The sequence below is a fragment of the Streptomyces sp. NPDC025721 genome (assembly GCF_055558595.1).
In genome coordinates this window covers 265,092-281,487 of the sequence record NZ_JBVHMF010000001.1, presented here as the reverse complement: position 1 = coordinate 281,487, position 16,396 = coordinate 265,092, and the positions used below count along the sequence as shown (strand labels likewise).

Sequence of the window (16,396 nt, the reverse complement as noted above, 5' to 3'; positions counted from 1 at the left end):
GATCATGAAGCACGAGTACGAAGCGAAGTTCCTCGCCGTCGACGTCGCCGGACTCCAAGCCAAGCTCGCGGCCCTCGGCGCGGTACAGGCGTTCCCCCGCACCCTGCTCACCCGGAAGATCTTCGAGAGCGACGTCCTCGACGGCTCCCAATGGGTACGCCTCCGCCACGAAGGCACCCGCACCACCCTCACGCTCAAGCAGGTCACCGACGCCACGTCCATCCACGGCACGACCGAGATCGAGACCGAGGTCGGCGACCTCCACGCCATGGCCGAGATCCTCACCAACCTCGGCCTGCGAGAGGTCCGTTACCAGGAGAACTTCCGCGAGGAATGGCAGCTCGGCGACGTCGCCTTCGACTTCGACACCTGGCCCGACCTTCCGACCTTCCTGGAGATCGAAGGGCCCGACGAGGCTTCCGTCCGCGACGCCGCAGCCCACCTCGGCCTCGACTATTCAGAGGCCCGGTTCGGCAGCGTCGACACCATCTACAAACGCGAAGCCGATCGCGACATCCTCGCCGAACCGACCCTCCTCTTCTCGGACGCCGGGAAGAACGGCGAGCCCGCGACGGCCTCGCAACGTCAGTGATTGCCGGAGCACAGCCGTGCTGACGGAACTCTCCCTCCAGCATCGCGTCATCCTCGGGATCGCCGCCTTCGCCCGCGGCGGCCTCCCGGAGCCAGCGACGACCGACGACGGGAATGACTGGACCGACGGCTACTGCTGGCTGTTCTGCGGCCAGCAGTGGACCCGCGTCCTGTGGATCGGCCCGGCGAACGTCGCCGGAGCCCAGGCACCGATGTACGCGTGCGGCCCCTGCATCATCGAACTCCAGGAACGTGTCTGGCAGGCAATCCTTCTCACCGACGGCCCGGCGCAGCCCGGTTCAGTCCCACCGCCGGAGCCGGGACGCTCGGCAGTGAGGGCCGGTGGCGCGCGGCACCGACGTCGCCAGGCTTGACTTGGCATCTGTTCGCCCGGCCCGGATGGAACGGCTGCGGTCAGGTCCGCTGAGCAGTCCTTCTCTCGGAGGGGTCCACCGCATGGTGGACCCCTCCGAGCTTCGCCCAGGAGGACGGCTCCTGGCTGCACCCCGGCAAGGTGACCGATCTGTTCGAGCGGCACGTCGCCACGTCCGGTCTGCCACCGGTCCGGCTGCACGACCTCCGCCACGGCGCCGCCACCCTCATGCTCGCCGCTGGCGTCGACGTCAAGGTCGTCTCCGACACCCTCGGGCACAGCGACACCCGGATCACGCGCGACATCTACCAGAGCGTCCTCCCCCAGGTCGGCAGAAGCGCCGCCGAAGCCACCGCCAAGCTCGTCCCCCTCCAGCGCAAGGCCGAGGCGGAGCAGGCGCGGAAGACCGCGAAGGAATCCCAGGCCAGGGCCAAGAAGAAGGCCAGCGGAAGAAGCCCAAAACCTAGATCCAAAAGCGCTCCGCTCACGCATCGCTCACGCAAGCCGTCCAGCGCCGTCTGAGCGGCCTGACGCGGCGGGCCCCCGGACAAGGAAAAACCCCAGGTCACGGCGAGTGAGTCCTGGGGTTCTTCGGAGCCGCCTTCGGGATTCGAACCCGAGACCTACGCATTACGAGTGCGTTGCTCTGGCCAACTGAGCTAAGGCGGCGCGCTGCGCCTTGATGCCAAGGGTGGCAGGCGCAGCGGCGCCAAGTCTACAGGGTTCCGGGGGGTGGTTCGGACCGTTGGGGGATCAAGGGGGGTGCAGGTCAGGGGTTAGGTGCACTTCTGGTCTTTGGGGGGGACGGTGTCGTCGAGGAGGTAGGCGTTGACGGCGGTGTCGATGCAGTCGGAGCCGCGGGCGTAGGCGGTGTGGCCGTCGCCGTCGTAGGTGAGGAGGTGGCCGGAGGAGAGCTGGGAGGCGAGGGAGACGGCCCAGGCGTACGGGGTGGCGGGGTCGCGGATGGTGCCGACGACGAGGATCGGGGCGGCGCCCTTGGCCTCGATGCGCTGGGCGTGGCCGGTGGACGGCAGGGGCCAGTAGCCGCAGATGAGGGAGGACCAGGCCAGGGTCGTACCGAAGTGCGGGGAGGCGGCGCGGAAGGAGGGGAGGGCGCGTTCGACGTCGGCCGGGGAGGACAGGGCCGGGGGCAGGTCGAGGCAGTTGACGGCGGCGTTGGCGTACATCAGATTGCTGTACTTGCCCTTGTCGTCGCGCTCGTAGTAGCTGTCGGAGAGCTTGAGCAGCGGGCCGCCGTCGTCCTTGAGGGCGCTGGCCAGGGCGCCGCGCAGGGTCGGCCAGGCGCCCTCGTCGTACATCGCGGCGATGACGCCGGTCGTGCCGAGGGCCTCGGTGAGCGGGCGGCTGGTGCCGGTGGAGAGCGGGTGGCTGTCCAGGGAGGCGAAGAACGCGTCGAGGTGCTTGCCCGCGTCGTCGGTGGACGTCGTGCCGAGCGGGCAGTCGGAGCGTTTGACGCAGTCCGCCGCGAACGCCTTGAAGGCGACCTCGAAGCCGCCGGCCTGGGCGCGGCTGCTCTCCAGCGCGCCGACGGAGGGGTCCATGGCGCCGTCGAGCACGAGACGGCCGACGCGCTGCGGGAAGAGCCCGGCGTAGGTGGCGCCGAGGAAGGTGCCGTACGACTTTCCGACGTACGTCAGTTTCTGGTCGCCGAGCAGCGCGCGCAGGATGTCCATGTCGCGGGCGGACTCGACGGTCGAGACGTGGCCGAGGATCTTGGCGGAACGCTTCTCGCAGCCGTTGGCGAAGCCGCGGTCGGCGGTGACGAGCTTGTTGACCTCGGCGTTGTCGTCGGGCGTGGTGTCGACGGCCGTGAACGCGTCCATCTGCGGGTCGCTGAGGCATTCGACGGGCTCGCTGCGGGCGACGCCGCGCGGGTCGACGGCGGCCATGTCGTACCGCGAGGTGACCGCGGTCGGGTAGCCGAGGGCCGCGTACTGGAGGTAGTCGATCGCCGAGCCGCCGGGGCCGCCGGGGTTGACCAGCAGCGAGCCGAGCCGTTTGCCCGGGCCTGTCGCCTTCTTGCGGGCGACGGCGAGCTTGAGGTCGTCGGCGGTGACGGGGTGCGCGTAGTCCAGCGGGACCTTCATGGTCGAGCACTGGAAGCCGGGGACGCCGCAGTCGTGCCACGACAGCTTCTGTCCGTAGTACGGCGCCAGGTCCGCGGGGCTCTCGGACGGCAGCGGTGTGAGCGAGGTGGTGGCGGGGACCGGCGACGACGCCGCGGCCTTGTGCCCGCCCCCCTCTGAGGTGCATGCGGACAGCAGCAGTCCGGTCACCGCGATCACGGTGGCCGGGATGCGGAGCAGGCGCTTGGAGTGCATCGGCGGCTCGGATCCTCCCGTCGGGTGCTTGCGAGCGTATCGGCCGGGGGGCGGGGACAGACGCTCAAGCTGTCCCCTTACGAGTGATACGCACGATTATGAGCGTTTGAGGGGGGTGGGGGTGGGCGCCGCCCCGGTCGCGGCGTGGGCTTCCGGTACGGCTGTCGCATGACGGGCCTTCGATACGGCCGAGGTGCCGGGCGCCTCCGGTACGGCCGAGGTGGCGCGCGCCTTCGATACGGCCGAGGTCCCGTGCGCCTCCGGTACGGCCGAGGTGCCGCGTGCCCTCGGTACGGCCGAGGCGGCTTTACGGCTCGGCCCCTCCAGCTTCTCCGTCAGATACCCCGCGACCAGCGCGTACATCTCGCGCCGCACCCGTACACCGTCGATGATCCGGACCTGGTCGCCGCGCGGGCGCAGGGCGGCGCGCAGGCGCAACGCCGAGGCGCGCGGGGCCAGTTCGCCGGTGGTGGCGGCCAGCAGCAGGGCCGGATGCGGGCCCGCGGCCGGGGCGAGCGGCGGATACGTACCGGAGATCCCGGCGGCGGCGCGGTACCGGCCCGGGTGGGTCAGCGCCTCGTGCACCGCGCAGGGCGCCTGCGCGCCGAGGCCGATGACGGCGTGCGCGCCGCTCGCGGGCAGCGCGCGGAAGTGGCGGGCGGCCTCCGCCAGGACGGCGACCGGGTCCTGACCGCAGTCGCGCGGCATGACCAGCAGGAACGGATTGGCCAGGCCGCGCTTGGCCTGTACGGCGAAGCCCTCGAAGAGGTCGGGGGCGCCGGTGGCGGGCAGGTGCGCGAGGACGACGGGGTACGCGAGGCTCGCCGCGCCCGCCGACTCGTAACGCGGCGGCAGCCAGACGCGGATGCCGTCGCGCAGTTCCATCAGGGTGCCGCCCGCCGGGTGGCCGACCGTACGCATCTCGGGCGCCGGCGGGGCGGGGGCGGGGGTACGGCTGGGGGCGGGCGGCACGGTGGCCGTGGCCTCGGCCGACTCCCCGGCGGGGGCCCGGTCGGCGCGGCCGGTGTCGCGGGAGTCGCTGAGCAACGGCACGGCGAGCGACAGAGCGGTGAGCGCCGCGACCCCGGCCGCCCCCGCGCGCAGGGCGGCGCCGAGGCGGTCGGCAGGCAGTTCGTACGGCCGCCCGGCGCGCTCTGACCACCAGTGCCGCAGGGCGCGGTGGGCCAGCAGTACGGCGGCGGCGGTCGCCGCGAGCAGCAGGACGGACAGGACGACGTCGGCCACGGCGGAACCCCTCGGGTGCGGGTGCGCTCCCGCTGGGACGGTGCGGCCGGGTACGGGGGCTGGTCCTCGGGCCGGGGCCTTGGACCAGGTTCTTGGGCCGGACCCTTGGGCCTGGTCAGGTCCTCGGGTCGGTCCTCGGGGTGGGATGACCCCCGGGGCGGTTGGTGATCCCGTACGGCGGCGGAAGCGCGGGAACGCTGTCTGCACCTTGCAACGGCTGCGGGCCGTGGGGTGGGAGACGTTACGGGGGCGGGGGCGGGATCACCCGGACGGACCAAGGGGGTGCCCTTCCGGCGGATGAGCCCCGGACCGCCGGGGTGCCCTTCCGGCGGACGAACCCTCCGGCCGCCGGGGCCCTTCCGGAGGACGAACCCCGGACCGCCGGGGACCCTTCCGGCGGACGGACCCCGAGCCGCGGCTCGGCCCTCAGCCTGCTCGTAGCGCCAGGGTCATGGCCTCCACCGCCAGCAGCGGGGCGACGTTACGGTCCAGGGCGTCGCGGCAGGCGAGCACGGCCTCGATCCTGCGCAGGCTGTTCTCCGGCCGGGACGACGACGCGATCTGCTCGATGCCCTCGCGGACCTCGGTGTTCGCGATGCCGACCGCCGAGCCGAGCTGCAACGACAGCACGTCGCGGTAGAAACCGGCGAGGTCGGTGAGCGCGAGGTCGAGGGTGTCGCGCTGCGTACGCGTCGAACGCCGCTTCTGCCGGTCCGCCAACTCCTTCATCGCGCCCGCCGTGCCGCGCGGCATCCGGCTGCCCGCGCCCGCCGCCGCGCCGAGGGCCGCCCGCATCTCCTCGGTCTCCTTGCCGTCGACCTCCTCCGCGACCGCCTTCGCGTCCTCCTGCGCCGCGTCCACCAACTCCTGCGCCGCGCGCAGGCACCCGCCGATGTCCGCGACCCGCAGCGGTACGCGCAGCACCGCGGCGCGGCGGGACCGTGCCGACTCGTCCGTCGCCAGCCGCCTCGCACGCCCTATGTGGCCCTGGGTCGCCCGCGCGACCCGCTCCGCCAGCGCCGGGTCGATGCCGTCGCGCCGCATCAGTACGTCCGCGACCGCCTCGGCCGAGGGCGTACGCAGGCTCAGCAGCCTGCACCGCGAACGGATCGTCGGCAGCGCGTCCTCCACCGACGGCGCGCACAGCAGCCACACCGTGCGGGGGGCGGGCTCCTCGACGGCTTTCAGCAGTACGTTGCCCGCGCCTTCCGTCAGGCGGTCCGCGTCCTCCATGACGATGACCTGCCAGCGGCCTCCGGCCGGGGACAGCGCGGCGCGCCGCACCAGGTCACGGGTCTCTTTGACGCCGATGGAGAGAAGGTCCGTGCGGACGAATTCCACGTCGGCGTGGGTGCCGACGGCTGTGGTGTGGCAGCCGTCGCAGAAGCCGCAGCCGGGGGCGGCGCCGAGGGCTCGGTCGGGGCTGACGCATTGGAGTGCGGCGGCGAAGGCTCTGGCGGCGGTGGATCGGCCCGAGCCGGGGGGGCCGGTGAACAGCCAGGCGTGCGTCATTCTTGACGCCTCGGGTTGTGGACGGCCTTCTTCGTGGGCCGTCACCAAGGCGTTTGCGTCTGCCGCCGCCGCTGATAGCTCCGCGACTACGCGCTGCTGGCCGACGACGTCGTCCCATACCGTCATGTCGACCTCCCTTCGCCTTGTCCCCGTCGGTTCCCCGAGGACCATTCTGCGTCACCCCACTGACAGGGGTGGGCGCCTTTGCGGTGCCTGGGCCTTCCCACCCGCCCACCCGTGCGGGTGCTTTCTTCGTCTGCGGGTGCCGCTTGTGCCTGGTCGGTCCCGGCCCGGGGCACCTCCTCGGGCGACGAACCTGCGGCCACCTGCGCCTGCTTCTGCCCTTGCCCGTTCGTCCCCCTGCGGGGGCACCCCGCACCGACCCCTCCGGTCCATCGGCGCCCGCCTGTCCGCTGTGGCTGAGGGGGGAGGGGGGTGGGTGGGGGCCCAGGCCCCGCGCGACCGACCGTCCACCCGGGGCGTGAGGAGGGGGCGGGTGGGCAAAGGGGGGTGGGTGGGGTGCCGGACCTGTACGCAAGACGGTCCGTTGGGGTGGCCGGGCAGCGGGGTGGGTGGGAGCCCGACCCCTGCGCCCCCCGACCTCCCGGCGGGGCGGGCGGAAGGGGGCCTCACACCACCCCTTCCGCCCAGGTGGGGGGAGGTGCGGGACCTGTGGGGTGTCGGGGTGGGGGTAGGCGCAGGGGGCGTCGTGGGGCGCTTGGAGAAGGGCCCCCCACCGGGAGGGGCCACCGGCGCAGGGCGGCCCGCCGAAAGAACCCCCCTCCCCCGGCAACCCCCACCGGACAGGCGGACGCCGACGTACCGGGAGGGGACGGGCCGGGGTGCCCCCGCAGAAATGCGGTGACAAGAAGGGTGCCGAATGAGCAAGGCCAGGTAGCCGCATTTCGAGGAGGTGCCCCGGACCGGCACCGACCAGGCACAAGCGGCACCCGCAGACGAAGAAAACACCCGCACGGGTGGGCGGGCGGGAAAGGAGAAGGAAAAGAGGGAGAAGGCGAGGTCAGAGGGAGAGGCGCTGGACGCCGGAAGAGAGGGCGCGCGGATCAGTGGGAGTGGCGGGATCGGTCCAGCACGACCCCCTCCGCGCAAGCAGCCGCCGCAGCCAGACCTCAGTGGCGACAAGGTCGCCCAACCCGTCGAGATCCGCCGGCACCCCACCCCCGTCCGCGACAGCGACCAGCGCGGAGCGCACCACGCGAGCGTCGATGAGCCCGGCATCGGCAAGCAGCGGCGCGTCAAAAAGGTCCAGAAGGTCGTCCAGCGCCAAGCGCAACCCCGTGCGGGCCGCCGCGGCAGCGGTGGAGTGGGAGTTGGCGCCCCACCCCGGCGGCAGGTCACGGACCCCGGCGCCTTCGAGGACGTCGCGCAGGACGTCGGCACGGGCGCCGGGCCGTACGCGAAGGGCGCCGGGCAGCGCCCGGCAGGCCCGGACGACCTGGTTGTCGAGGAAGGGCGCGTGCAGCCGCTGGCTGGGCACCGCCGCGGCCTGCTCGAAGGCGCGGAAATCCGCGGCGGTACGCGCCAGCACGGCGCGGGCGCGCCGCTCCCCCGGCCGGTCCATCGGCCACGGCCGCCGCGCGGCGTCCTGGAGGCGTACCGACACTTCGGCCAGCGCCTCCCCGGTGAGCCAGCGGGCGGCGGGCCCCGGCCGTACCCAGGTCATCGCGGCGAGGGACGCGGCCAGCGGCCCACTGCCGGCGGAGCCGAACTCGTGTCGCTGGAGCCGCGCCGCCGCGTCCTCCACACCCTGTTGATACGGGGTGCGGGCGAGCCGCCGGGCGGCCCGGTAGACGGTGATCGGCACGGTGAAGGGCACGAGCGCCGGGTGCCCGAGGGCCCCGTCGGCGCGGGTGAGCGCGGCCACCGGCCGTACGAGGTGGCGGCGGCGCCGGTCCATCAGGAGGTCGGCGAGCCGCGCGGGATGCGCGTCGAGGACCTGCCGGGCGCCGTATCCGATGAGGTGGTCGGCGCCGCCCGCGGCGAGCCGCCGCCGGTTGCGTTCGGCGTCGACGAGGGAGGGGGCGGGCTCGTCGGTGAGCGCGCCGCCGCCGAGGTCGGCGTACGGCAGCGACTCGGGGCCGCCGGGCACGACGACGTGCCGCAGCCGCGGGTCGGCGCCCATGATCCGCGCCCGCTCCAACTGCGCTTCCCTGGAGTGGAGTCCGCCGCCCGAGGGCTCCCCGCCGGAGGGCCCCGGAGGTCCGCCGCCTGCGAGGTCGTTGAAGGTGACGGCGAGCAGCCGCTCCCCCGCGAGGGAGCCGGGCGCGCCGGGCAGCATGCCGGGGTTGCCGGGCAGCCCCGCGGCGAGCAGCGCGAGCGTGGCGGAGGCGCTGCCGCCGGAGAGGTCGGCGCCGATGCCGGGCGCGGGCCCGTCCCCGGGGTCGGGTACGAAGCGGGCCTGGGAGAGCCGGGCGCGTACGGCGTCGACGAGCGCGTCCCGTATGCCCTCGACGGCCGCGGTGGCGTCGGCGTTGTTGGTGGGCTGGTGGCCGACGGCCAGCGAGGCGGTCTGTTCGTAGCCGCTGATCTCCGGGGCACCGTCGCGCAGGATGAGCGCGTGGCCGGGCGGGACGCGGCGGACGCCGAGGTACGGGGTGCCGTCGCCGAGCGCTTCGGGCGAGTCGGGGCAGGCGAGGAGCGCGGCGAGGTGGGTGACGTCGAGCCCGGCCTCGATGAGGTCGGCGAGCGGGAGGGCGGCGGTCGCGTACGCCGTACCGCCCGCCCAACGGGTGTGGAAGACCGGCCTGGCCCCGGCGAGGTCGCCCAACACGGTGATGCGGCGGCCGAGTTGGAGTACGGCGGTGTAACTGCCCGACCAGGCCGTCAGATGGCGCAGCGCGCCGCCGCGGGCGGCGACCAGGCCGAGCCGCAACTCGGCGTCGCTGGCGCCGCATCGGCCGAGTACGGCGAGCCGGGCGACGGTGTGCGGGGTGCCCCCGCCGTGCCCGTTGCCATGGGAGCCGTTGCCGTGGGAGCCGTTCGAACCGCCGCCGCCCCGGGCGCCGTTGCGGTACGCGCCGCCGTCGCCGTACGCGGCACCCGCCCCGCCGTACGTGTCGCCGTAACCGTCCCCGTAGGCCGCGCCCGCGGAGCCGTACGCCGCACCTTTGCCGCCGCCGAAGGCGTACGCGGCGCCGCCGCCCGGATCGGCCTGGACGACACGGACCTCGTCGGGCCGCCAGTCACCGACGGCCCACAGCGGATCCGGTTCCGACCACAGGAGTTGGGCACCGACGGGCAGGAGCGTACGGGTCCTGCTGCCGGGAACGGGACCCGCGGTGGCACTGCTCCACCCCACCAACCACCGCATCGCCGCCTCCACAGGCTGTGGACAGCCGGTACGCGGGGGGCCGCTCTGCCGCCGCCCCACTGCTCTACCGCTTCGCTGCCACGTCTGACGTCCGAAAGACCATGCTGCCACGTGAAGGCGCGCAAAGCGGCGCATGGGTGCACCAAGGAGCGCCGGGTCGCGCGCTGAGGGCAGCCGCGAGGCGAGTGTGAAACACGCATCAGCCGAAACGTCTGATTCGCGCCAAAGTCTGCGGCACATGCCGGAGTTGATATGCCGGAAAGCCACGTACGCGACCAGGGACCGGTTGAGGACCGTTCGAGGTCGGCATGCGGGACATTAAGGGCACGTTCCGGCGCGGGCGGGGGCGGTGAATGTGGTGAAGGAGACAGTGGTGAGGGCCGTGGAGAAGGTGTGGAGCAGGTGTGGACCGCTGGTGGAGCACCTCCCGCGGACGCCGGGCGGCGCGGGCGGGGCCGGGCGCGGGCGCGCCGTCGCGGGGAGGCTTCGGCGCAAGGGGAGGTCCACGGCCCGGGAGGGCGCTGACGCACCTCCCGGGCCGGTCCGCCGCCCGCGGGGATTGTGGCAACGGAACCCCCTGGCCCGCCGTACCACCGCCATAGCCGCCTGCCGGGGCCGCGGGCCGACCCACGGACCCTATGCAAGCGCCGCCGTCCCGGACGGCACAGAGCGCACGGCCGGGCGCACGGCCACATATACCGGGAGCACGGTCCAATGAGGTGGCGAGTAAGGGGCAGGAATCTCGCCATCCGGGACGAGACTCTTAACGGTCGGGATGCGGCGAACTACGCTGGGTGTACCCGGTTCGCACACGTACGCGCGGCTCGGGTGTCCGGCGCATGCGCCGCACCGGCCGCCGAGCGGTCACCGCGGTGGCTGAATCGGGCTCCAGGGGAGGGTGACCCCCGTACCCCACGACAAGACCAGGCCGGCCGGCCTGCCCCCCAGCGGCATCACGAGGTGAACCGCAGTGAACAGAGAACACCGCGGGCCGAACGAGAAGCTCGGCACCCTTCTCGCTCTGGCGGGCATCAGCAACGCCGGACTGGCCCGCAGGGTCAACGACTTGGGCGCCCAACGCGGCCTGACCCTGCGTTATGACAAGACGTCGGTCGCCCGGTGGGTGGCCAAGGGCATGGTCCCGCAGGGCGCCGCGCCGCATCTGATCGCGGCGGCGATAGGCGCCAAGCTCGGCCGTCCCGTGCCGCTGCACGAGATCGGTCTGGCCGACGCGGACCCGGCGCCCGAGGTCGGTCTCGCCTTCCCGCGCGATGTCGGCGAGGCGGTGAAATCGGCCACCGATCTGTGGCGGTTGGATCTTGCCGGACGGCGCGGACCCGGCGGCACCGGCATCTGGCAGAGCTTGGCCGGATCTTTCGCAGTGAGCGCTTACGTGACCCCCGCGTCGCGCTGGTTGATCACCCCCGCGGACGCCACCGTGGCCCGCGACGCGCCCGCGCCGGGCATGAACCACGTCGGTCACAACGACGTGACCAAGCTCCGCGAAGCCGCCGAGGACGCCCGCCGCTGGGACTCCAAGTACGGTGGCGGCGACTGGCGTTCGGGCATGGTCCCGGAGTGCCTGCGGGTCGAGGCGGCGCCCCTGCTGCTCGGTTCCTACAGCGACGACGTGGGCCGCGCGCTGTTCGGCGCGACCGCCGAACTCACCCGCCTCGCCGGGTGGATGGCCTTCGACACCGGCCAACAGGAGGCCGCCCAGCGGTATTACATCCAGGCGCTGCGGATGGCCCGCGCCGCCGCCGACGTACCGCTCGGCGGTTACGTGCTCGCCTCGATGTCGCTCCAGGCCACGTACCGCAACTTCTCCGACGAGGGCGTCGACCTCGCCCAGGCCGCGCTGGAGCGCAACCGCGGTCTGGCGACCGCCCGCACGATGAGCTTCTTCCACCTCGTGGAGGCCCGCGCGCACGCCAAGGCGGGCGAGGCCGCCGCCTGCGGGGCCTCGCTGGCCGCCGCGGAGGCGTTACTCGAGCGCTCCCGCGAGGGCGACGCCGACCCGCAGTGGCTCGGCTTCTACTCCTACGACCGGCTCGCTGCCGACGCCGCCGAGTGCTACCGCGACCTGCGCGTCCCGCGCCAGGTGCAGCGCTTCACCGAGCAGGCCCTCGCCCGCCCCACCGAGGAGTTCGTCCGCTCCCACGGCCTGCGCCTGGTCGTCTCCGCCGTCGCCGAACTGGAGTCCGGGAACCTGGACGCCGCGTGCGCCGCGGGCACCAAGGCCGTCGAGGTCGCGGGGCGCATCTCCTCGGCCCGCACCACGGAGTACGTCCGCGACCTGCTGCACCGCCTGGAGCCGTACAACGACGAGCCGCGGGTGCTGGAGCTGCGGGAGCGGGCCAGGCCCTTGCTCGCGGCTCCGGCGTAAACGATTCAGCCGGGCGGGACGGCAGGCGCGGGCGGGCGGACCGGCGGCGAGGGCGGGCGGGCCGGCGGCGCGGATGCGCCAGCAGCGAATTCCGGGCCGTCCGGCGGTTTCCGGCCGGTACGGCGTTTGAGGAGCGGGCCGCCGGGCTAAGAGGGCCCCACAGGCAGGAGGCGTCATGACCCGCAGCACCGCACCCGCCTCCCGCCCGGAGGATGTCCTTGTCGTGGGCGCGGGCATCATCGGCCTCTCCACCGCCTACGCGCTCACCCGCGCCTCCCCCGGCATCCGCGTCACCGTGCTGGAGAAGGAACCGGGCCCCGCGCGCCACCAGACCGGCCGCAACAGCGGAGTGATCCACAGCGGCATCTACTACCGCCCCGGCTCCCTCAAAGCCCAGTACGCGCTGGCGGGTTCGGCCGAGATCGGCAAATTCTGCGCCGAGCACGGCATCCCGCACGAGACCACCGGCAAGCTCATCGTCGCCACCGCCCAGGCCGAACTCCCTCGGCTGCACGCCCTGGTCCAGCGGGGCCGCGAACACGGCATCCCGGTAAGGGAGTTGGGCCCGGCCCAGATCGCCGAGTACGAGCCGAAGGTCGCGGGGCTGGCCGCCATCCACGTCGCCACCACCGGCATCTGCGACTTCCGCGAGGTCGCCGCCACCCTGGCCCGGCTGGCCGGGGACGCGGGCTGCCGGGTCCGCTACGGCGAGCGGGTCCGTACGATCGAGCGCCGCGCCGACGGCCTGGTCGCCGTCCGCAGCAGCGACGCCGAGGGCCGCCCGCGCCCCGAGATCCGTACGAAAGTGCTGGTCAACTGCGCGGGGCTGCACAGCGACCGGATCGCGGAGCTGGCCGGGGACGACCCGGGCATGCGGATCGTGCCCTTCCGCGGCGAGTTCTACGAGCTGATCCCGGTCCGCCGCGGGCTGGTGCGCGGTCTTGTCTACCCGGTGCCCGACCCGGACTTCCCCTTCCTCGGCGTCCACCTGACCCGCGATGTGCACGGCGGCGTCCACCTCGGTCCGAACGCGGTGCCCGCGCTCGCCCGCGAGGGCTACCGGCGCGGCACCGTGGGACTGCGCGACCTCGCCGCGACCGCCCGCTTCCCCGGCACCTGGCGGATCGCCCGCCGCCACTGGCGCCAGGAGGCGGGCGAGATCCACCGCTCGCTGTCCAAGCGCGCCTTCACCGCCGACGCCCGCCGCCTGCTGCCCGCGCTGCGCCCCGGCGACCTCGTCCCGGCCCCCGCCGGAGTCCGCGCCCAGGCCGTACTCCCCGACGGGACCCTCGTCGACGACTTCCTCTTCGCCGGGACCGCCCCCTTCGTCCACGTCCTCAACGCCCCCTCCCCCGCCGCCACCGCCTCGCTCCCGATCGGCCGCGAGGTCGCCCGCCGGGCCCTGGAGGCCCTGCGCGCCGCGTAGCCCCGCGGACGGCGTTCACGGTTCGCGCCTGCGCCCCCGGCCGCCGTACGGCCCCGGACCTGGCCTTACGCGGCGCGTCCGCGCACCGGTACGTGAGCCCGTACGCCGCTGGCAGCCGCTCCGGGGGCCGCGGGCGCCCCGTAGAATCGACGGCATTGTGTCCACGTCACCCACTCCCCCCGCCACGCGTACGAGCGCGCCCGCCGTACGCGAGACCGATGCCGTAGCCCTAGCCGTAGCCGTCTCCGTCGCGGAAGCCGTCGCGGAAGCCGACGCCGCATCCGTCACGGAAGCCGACGCCGTATCCGTCACGGAAGCCGTTGCCGGAAAGGCCGTCTCCGGCGTCGGCAGGCAGCAGCGCTTTCCCAGCGGGCCCGCGCCCGATCCGGCGGGGTCGCGGGAGGAGCACCGGATCAGGTCGTTCCATGCCCGGCGGGGGCGGATCACGCAGGCGCAGGCCGCGGCGATCGAGCGGCACTGGGAGGCGTGGGGGGTGGAGCTGGACGGCGCGCCGCTGGATCCGGGCGCGCTCTTCGGCGACTCCGAGCCGCCCGTGGTGCTGGAGATCGGCTTCGGGATGGGGGACGCGACCGCCGCGATGGCGGCGGCGGACCCGGCGACCGGCATCCTGGCCGTCGATGTGCACACCCCCGGCCAGGGGAATCTGCTGGCGCTCGCCGACCGCCTCGGCCTGACGAACGTCCGCGTGGCCAACGGCGACGCCGTCGTCCTGCTGCGGGACATGCTGCCGCCCGCCTCGCTCGCGGGCCTGCGCGTGTACTTCCCCGACCCCTGGCCGAAGGCCAAGCACCACAAGCGGCGGCTGATCCAGCCGGACTTCCTGGCCATGGTGCTGCCGCTGCTGCGGCCCGGCGCGGTCGTGCACTGCGCGACGGACTGGGAGCCGTACGCCGAGCAGATGCTGGAGGTGCTGGCGGCGGAGCCGGGGCTGGCGAACCGGTACCCGGCGGAAGGTTTCGCCCCCCGGCCGGACTTCCGGCCGATGACGAAGTTCGAGCGGCAGGGGCTGGCGAAGGGGCACGTCGTACGCGACCTGCTGTTCACCCGTATCTGAGGGAGGTGGCGGGGGGTGTCCTGCGTAGGCGGGTGGGGCGGGTGGGGCGCGACGTGCGTACGGGCGCGGGGCGCGACCGGCGTACGGGCGCGGGGCGCGTACGGGCGCGGGGACGTCCGGCGTACGCGACCGGCGCGCGCTCCGGGAACCGTCTCCTGGCCCGCCCCTGGTCTCGTCCCTGGCCCCGTCCCTGGCCCGGTCCCTGAGCCGCCGCCGGAACCGCCCCTGACCCGCCCGTTCGGGCCGGGCAGCGGCGGTCACCTGCGCGAACCGATGCCGACGCACCCTCGCGTATGGCCGCCCGGCCCCCGTACTGTCGACGGGTGTCCATGTTTTCGCACCCGGCTGCCGGGGCCGCGGGTCCTCAGGAGGCCGCTGCCCTGCCCGCGTCGGGGCCGCCGCCCGGGTCCGCCGCGCCGGGACCGCAGTCCGGGACCGCCGGGCCGCCGCCCGGATTCGCGCCCGCGCCCGCTCCCGAGACCTGGCAGTACGCGCCCCGCCGTCCGTTCTGGGAGAGCCGGGCGGTCCGTACGGGCGCGCTGTTCACGGCACTGGCCGTCTGCGGTGTGATCATCCTCGCGGTCGTGCGCCAGCACATAGGCACCGAGAGCTTCCTGGTCGGCCTGGTGCTGGCCGTCCTGCCGGTGCCGCTGCTGGTCTGGGCGTTCCTGTGGCTCGACCACGTGGCACCGAGCCCCTGGCAGAACGTGGTCTTCGCCTTCTCCTGGGGCGCGTGCGCGGCGACCCTCGTCGCGCTGTTCGCCAACGAGTACGGCGCCAAGCTGATCGCCACGACCTTCTCCGCGACTCCGACGCAGACCGACCACTGGGGTGCGACCTTCGTCGCGCCGCTGGTGGAGGAGACGGCGAAGGGCGCCGCGCTCCTGCTGCTCTTCCTCTTCCGGCGCCGTCACATCGAGTCCGTCGTGGACGGCATCGTGCTGGCGGGGCTGGCCGCGACCGGCTTCGCCTTCACCGAGAACATCCTGTACATCGGCTCGGCCTTCGGCGAGGACAAGGCGCTCGGCTCCTCCGTACTCGACTCGGCGACCGCCGCGACCTTCTTCGTCCGCGTCCTGATGACGCCCTTCGCGCACCCGCTCTTCACGGCGATGACCGGCATCGGTTTCGCCATCGCCGCCACCAGCCGCCCGCGCAGTGTGTGGCGCTGGCTCGCGCCGCTCGGCGGCTGGCTGCTCGCGATGGTGCTGCACGGCCTGTGGAACAGCTCCTCGATGCTCTCGCCCGTCGGCTTCCTGACCGTCTACGTGGCCGTCATGATCCCGGTCTTCGGCCTCGTCGTCTGGCTCGCCTTCTGGGCCCGCGCCCGCGAGTTGCGCACCATCCGCACCAACCTCCCCGTCTACGCCGCCGCCGGCTGGCTGACGCTGCCCGAGCCGACCGCCCTGGCCTCGATGAAGGCCCGCAGCCAGGCCCGCGACACCGCGCGCCGCTACTACGGCGAGAGCGGGGCGCGCGCGGTACGCGACTACACCGCCTTCGCCACGCACCTCGCCTTCCTGCGCGCGGCGGCCACCCGCGGCATGCCCGCGCCGGACTTCACCGCGCGCGAAGCCGAACTCCTCCATCATCTCTGGCAGCGCAAGTCCCTGGTGCGAATCCCGCTCGCCCAGGCCGCGACGCCGCACCTCCCGCCCGCCGCCTGGGCGGCGCCCTTCCCGCATCCGCGCCAGGCCCCGATGTGGGGCCCCCGGCCGTGGGACGGCCAGGCGCCCGGCCAGTGGGGTGCGCCCGGCACATGGCACGCGCAGGCACCCGGCACATGGGGCGCCCCCGGACCCGGCAAGCACCGTTAATCTCCGCACGAGCCCGCGCAACGGCCTGGCTCCAGCGACTCGGCCCGCAAGGCGTCGAACACCGTGGCCGTCCTGCTGCCCGACCTCTCGAGCCCTTTTCCAGGTCCTGGCCGAACGGCCGTGCTAAGCGGTCCTGCTGTGCGGCACGCGGGACGACGAACGCCGGTGAGTTCCTGCGCGCCGACCTGGCCGCCGCGTGCGTCGCCACCACGCACCTCGTGGTCAACCCCGCGCCGTCGGGGACGGCCGTCGCGATCGTCGAGCGGGGTACGGGCGACAACTCCACCGTGGTCACCCA

General features: G+C 73.9%; 10 protein-coding genes, 1 tRNA gene and 1 pseudogene. 7 read left to right on the top strand and 5 right to left on the bottom strand.

What is annotated here, in order from left to right:
- Positions 1 to 4: 4 nt before the first annotated feature.
- The 3 genes and pseudogenes from ACZ4EF_RS01255 to ACZ4EF_RS01245 all read left to right on the top strand — a co-directional run.
- Positions 5 to 592: a class IV adenylate cyclase gene (locus ACZ4EF_RS01255; protein WP_467502119.1), complete on the top strand. Its 588-nt coding sequence runs from the start codon at positions 5 to 7 to the stop codon at positions 590 to 592.
- A gap of 16 nt (positions 593 to 608) precedes the next feature.
- Positions 609 to 965, top strand: a complete 357-nt coding sequence (locus ACZ4EF_RS01250; protein WP_467502118.1) for a hypothetical protein — start codon at positions 609 to 611, stop codon at positions 963 to 965.
- Positions 966 to 1,063: 98 nt separating this feature from the next.
- A pseudogene (locus ACZ4EF_RS01245) lies at positions 1,064 to 1,486 on the top strand (tyrosine-type recombinase/integrase); the annotation flags it as partial.
- Between the two features lie 73 nt (positions 1,487 to 1,559).
- Here the strand turns inward: ACZ4EF_RS01245 and ACZ4EF_RS01240 are convergent.
- From ACZ4EF_RS01240 to ACZ4EF_RS01220, 5 genes are all read right to left on the bottom strand, one after another.
- Positions 1,560 to 1,633: transfer RNA gene (locus ACZ4EF_RS01240), tRNA-Thr, on the bottom strand.
- 107 nt (positions 1,634 to 1,740) lie between these two features.
- A complete protein-coding gene (locus ACZ4EF_RS01235; protein ID WP_401716804.1) occupies positions 1,741 to 3,306 on the bottom strand; it encodes an alpha/beta hydrolase in 1,566 nt (521 codons plus the stop codon).
- A 96-nt stretch (positions 3,307 to 3,402) separates the two neighbouring features.
- Complete coding sequence (locus tag ACZ4EF_RS01230; RefSeq protein ID WP_467502117.1) at positions 3,403 to 4,551, bottom strand: alpha/beta hydrolase; 1,149 nt, start codon at positions 4,549 to 4,551, stop codon at positions 3,403 to 3,405.
- A 426-nt stretch (positions 4,552 to 4,977) separates the two neighbouring features.
- Positions 4,978 to 6,189 carry a DNA polymerase III subunit delta' gene (locus tag ACZ4EF_RS01225; RefSeq protein WP_401856114.1) on the bottom strand — a complete coding sequence of 404 codons (1,212 nt, stop codon included), beginning with the start codon at positions 6,187 to 6,189 and terminating at the stop codon, positions 4,978 to 4,980.
- Positions 6,190 to 7,084: 895 nt separating this feature from the next.
- Complete coding sequence (locus ACZ4EF_RS01220; protein ID WP_467502115.1) at positions 7,085 to 9,394, bottom strand: asparagine synthase-related protein; 2,310 nt, start codon at positions 9,392 to 9,394, stop codon at positions 7,085 to 7,087.
- A 970-nt stretch (positions 9,395 to 10,364) separates the two neighbouring features.
- Here ACZ4EF_RS01220 and ACZ4EF_RS01215 point away from each other — a divergent pair.
- The 4 genes from ACZ4EF_RS01215 to ACZ4EF_RS01200 all read left to right on the top strand — a co-directional run bounded on the left by ACZ4EF_RS01215 (position 10,365) and on the right by ACZ4EF_RS01200 (position 16,098).
- Positions 10,365 to 11,780, top strand: coding sequence for an MFS transporter (locus ACZ4EF_RS01215; protein WP_188283634.1), 1,416 nt, complete (start codon positions 10,365 to 10,367; stop codon positions 11,778 to 11,780).
- 175 nt (positions 11,781 to 11,955) lie between these two features.
- A complete protein-coding gene (gene lhgO / locus ACZ4EF_RS01210; RefSeq protein ID WP_355336277.1) occupies positions 11,956 to 13,206 on the top strand; it encodes an L-2-hydroxyglutarate oxidase in 1,251 nt (416 codons plus the stop codon).
- A gap of 157 nt (positions 13,207 to 13,363) precedes the next feature.
- On the top strand, positions 13,364 to 14,281 hold the full coding sequence (gene trmB, locus ACZ4EF_RS01205; RefSeq protein ID WP_467502112.1) for a tRNA (guanosine(46)-N7)-methyltransferase TrmB: 918 nt from the start codon (positions 13,364 to 13,366) through the stop codon (positions 14,279 to 14,281).
- A 329-nt stretch (positions 14,282 to 14,610) separates the two neighbouring features.
- Complete coding sequence (locus ACZ4EF_RS01200; protein WP_467502621.1) at positions 14,611 to 16,098, top strand: PrsW family intramembrane metalloprotease; 1,488 nt, start codon at positions 14,611 to 14,613, stop codon at positions 16,096 to 16,098.
- Positions 16,099 to 16,396: the final 298 nt, after the last annotated feature.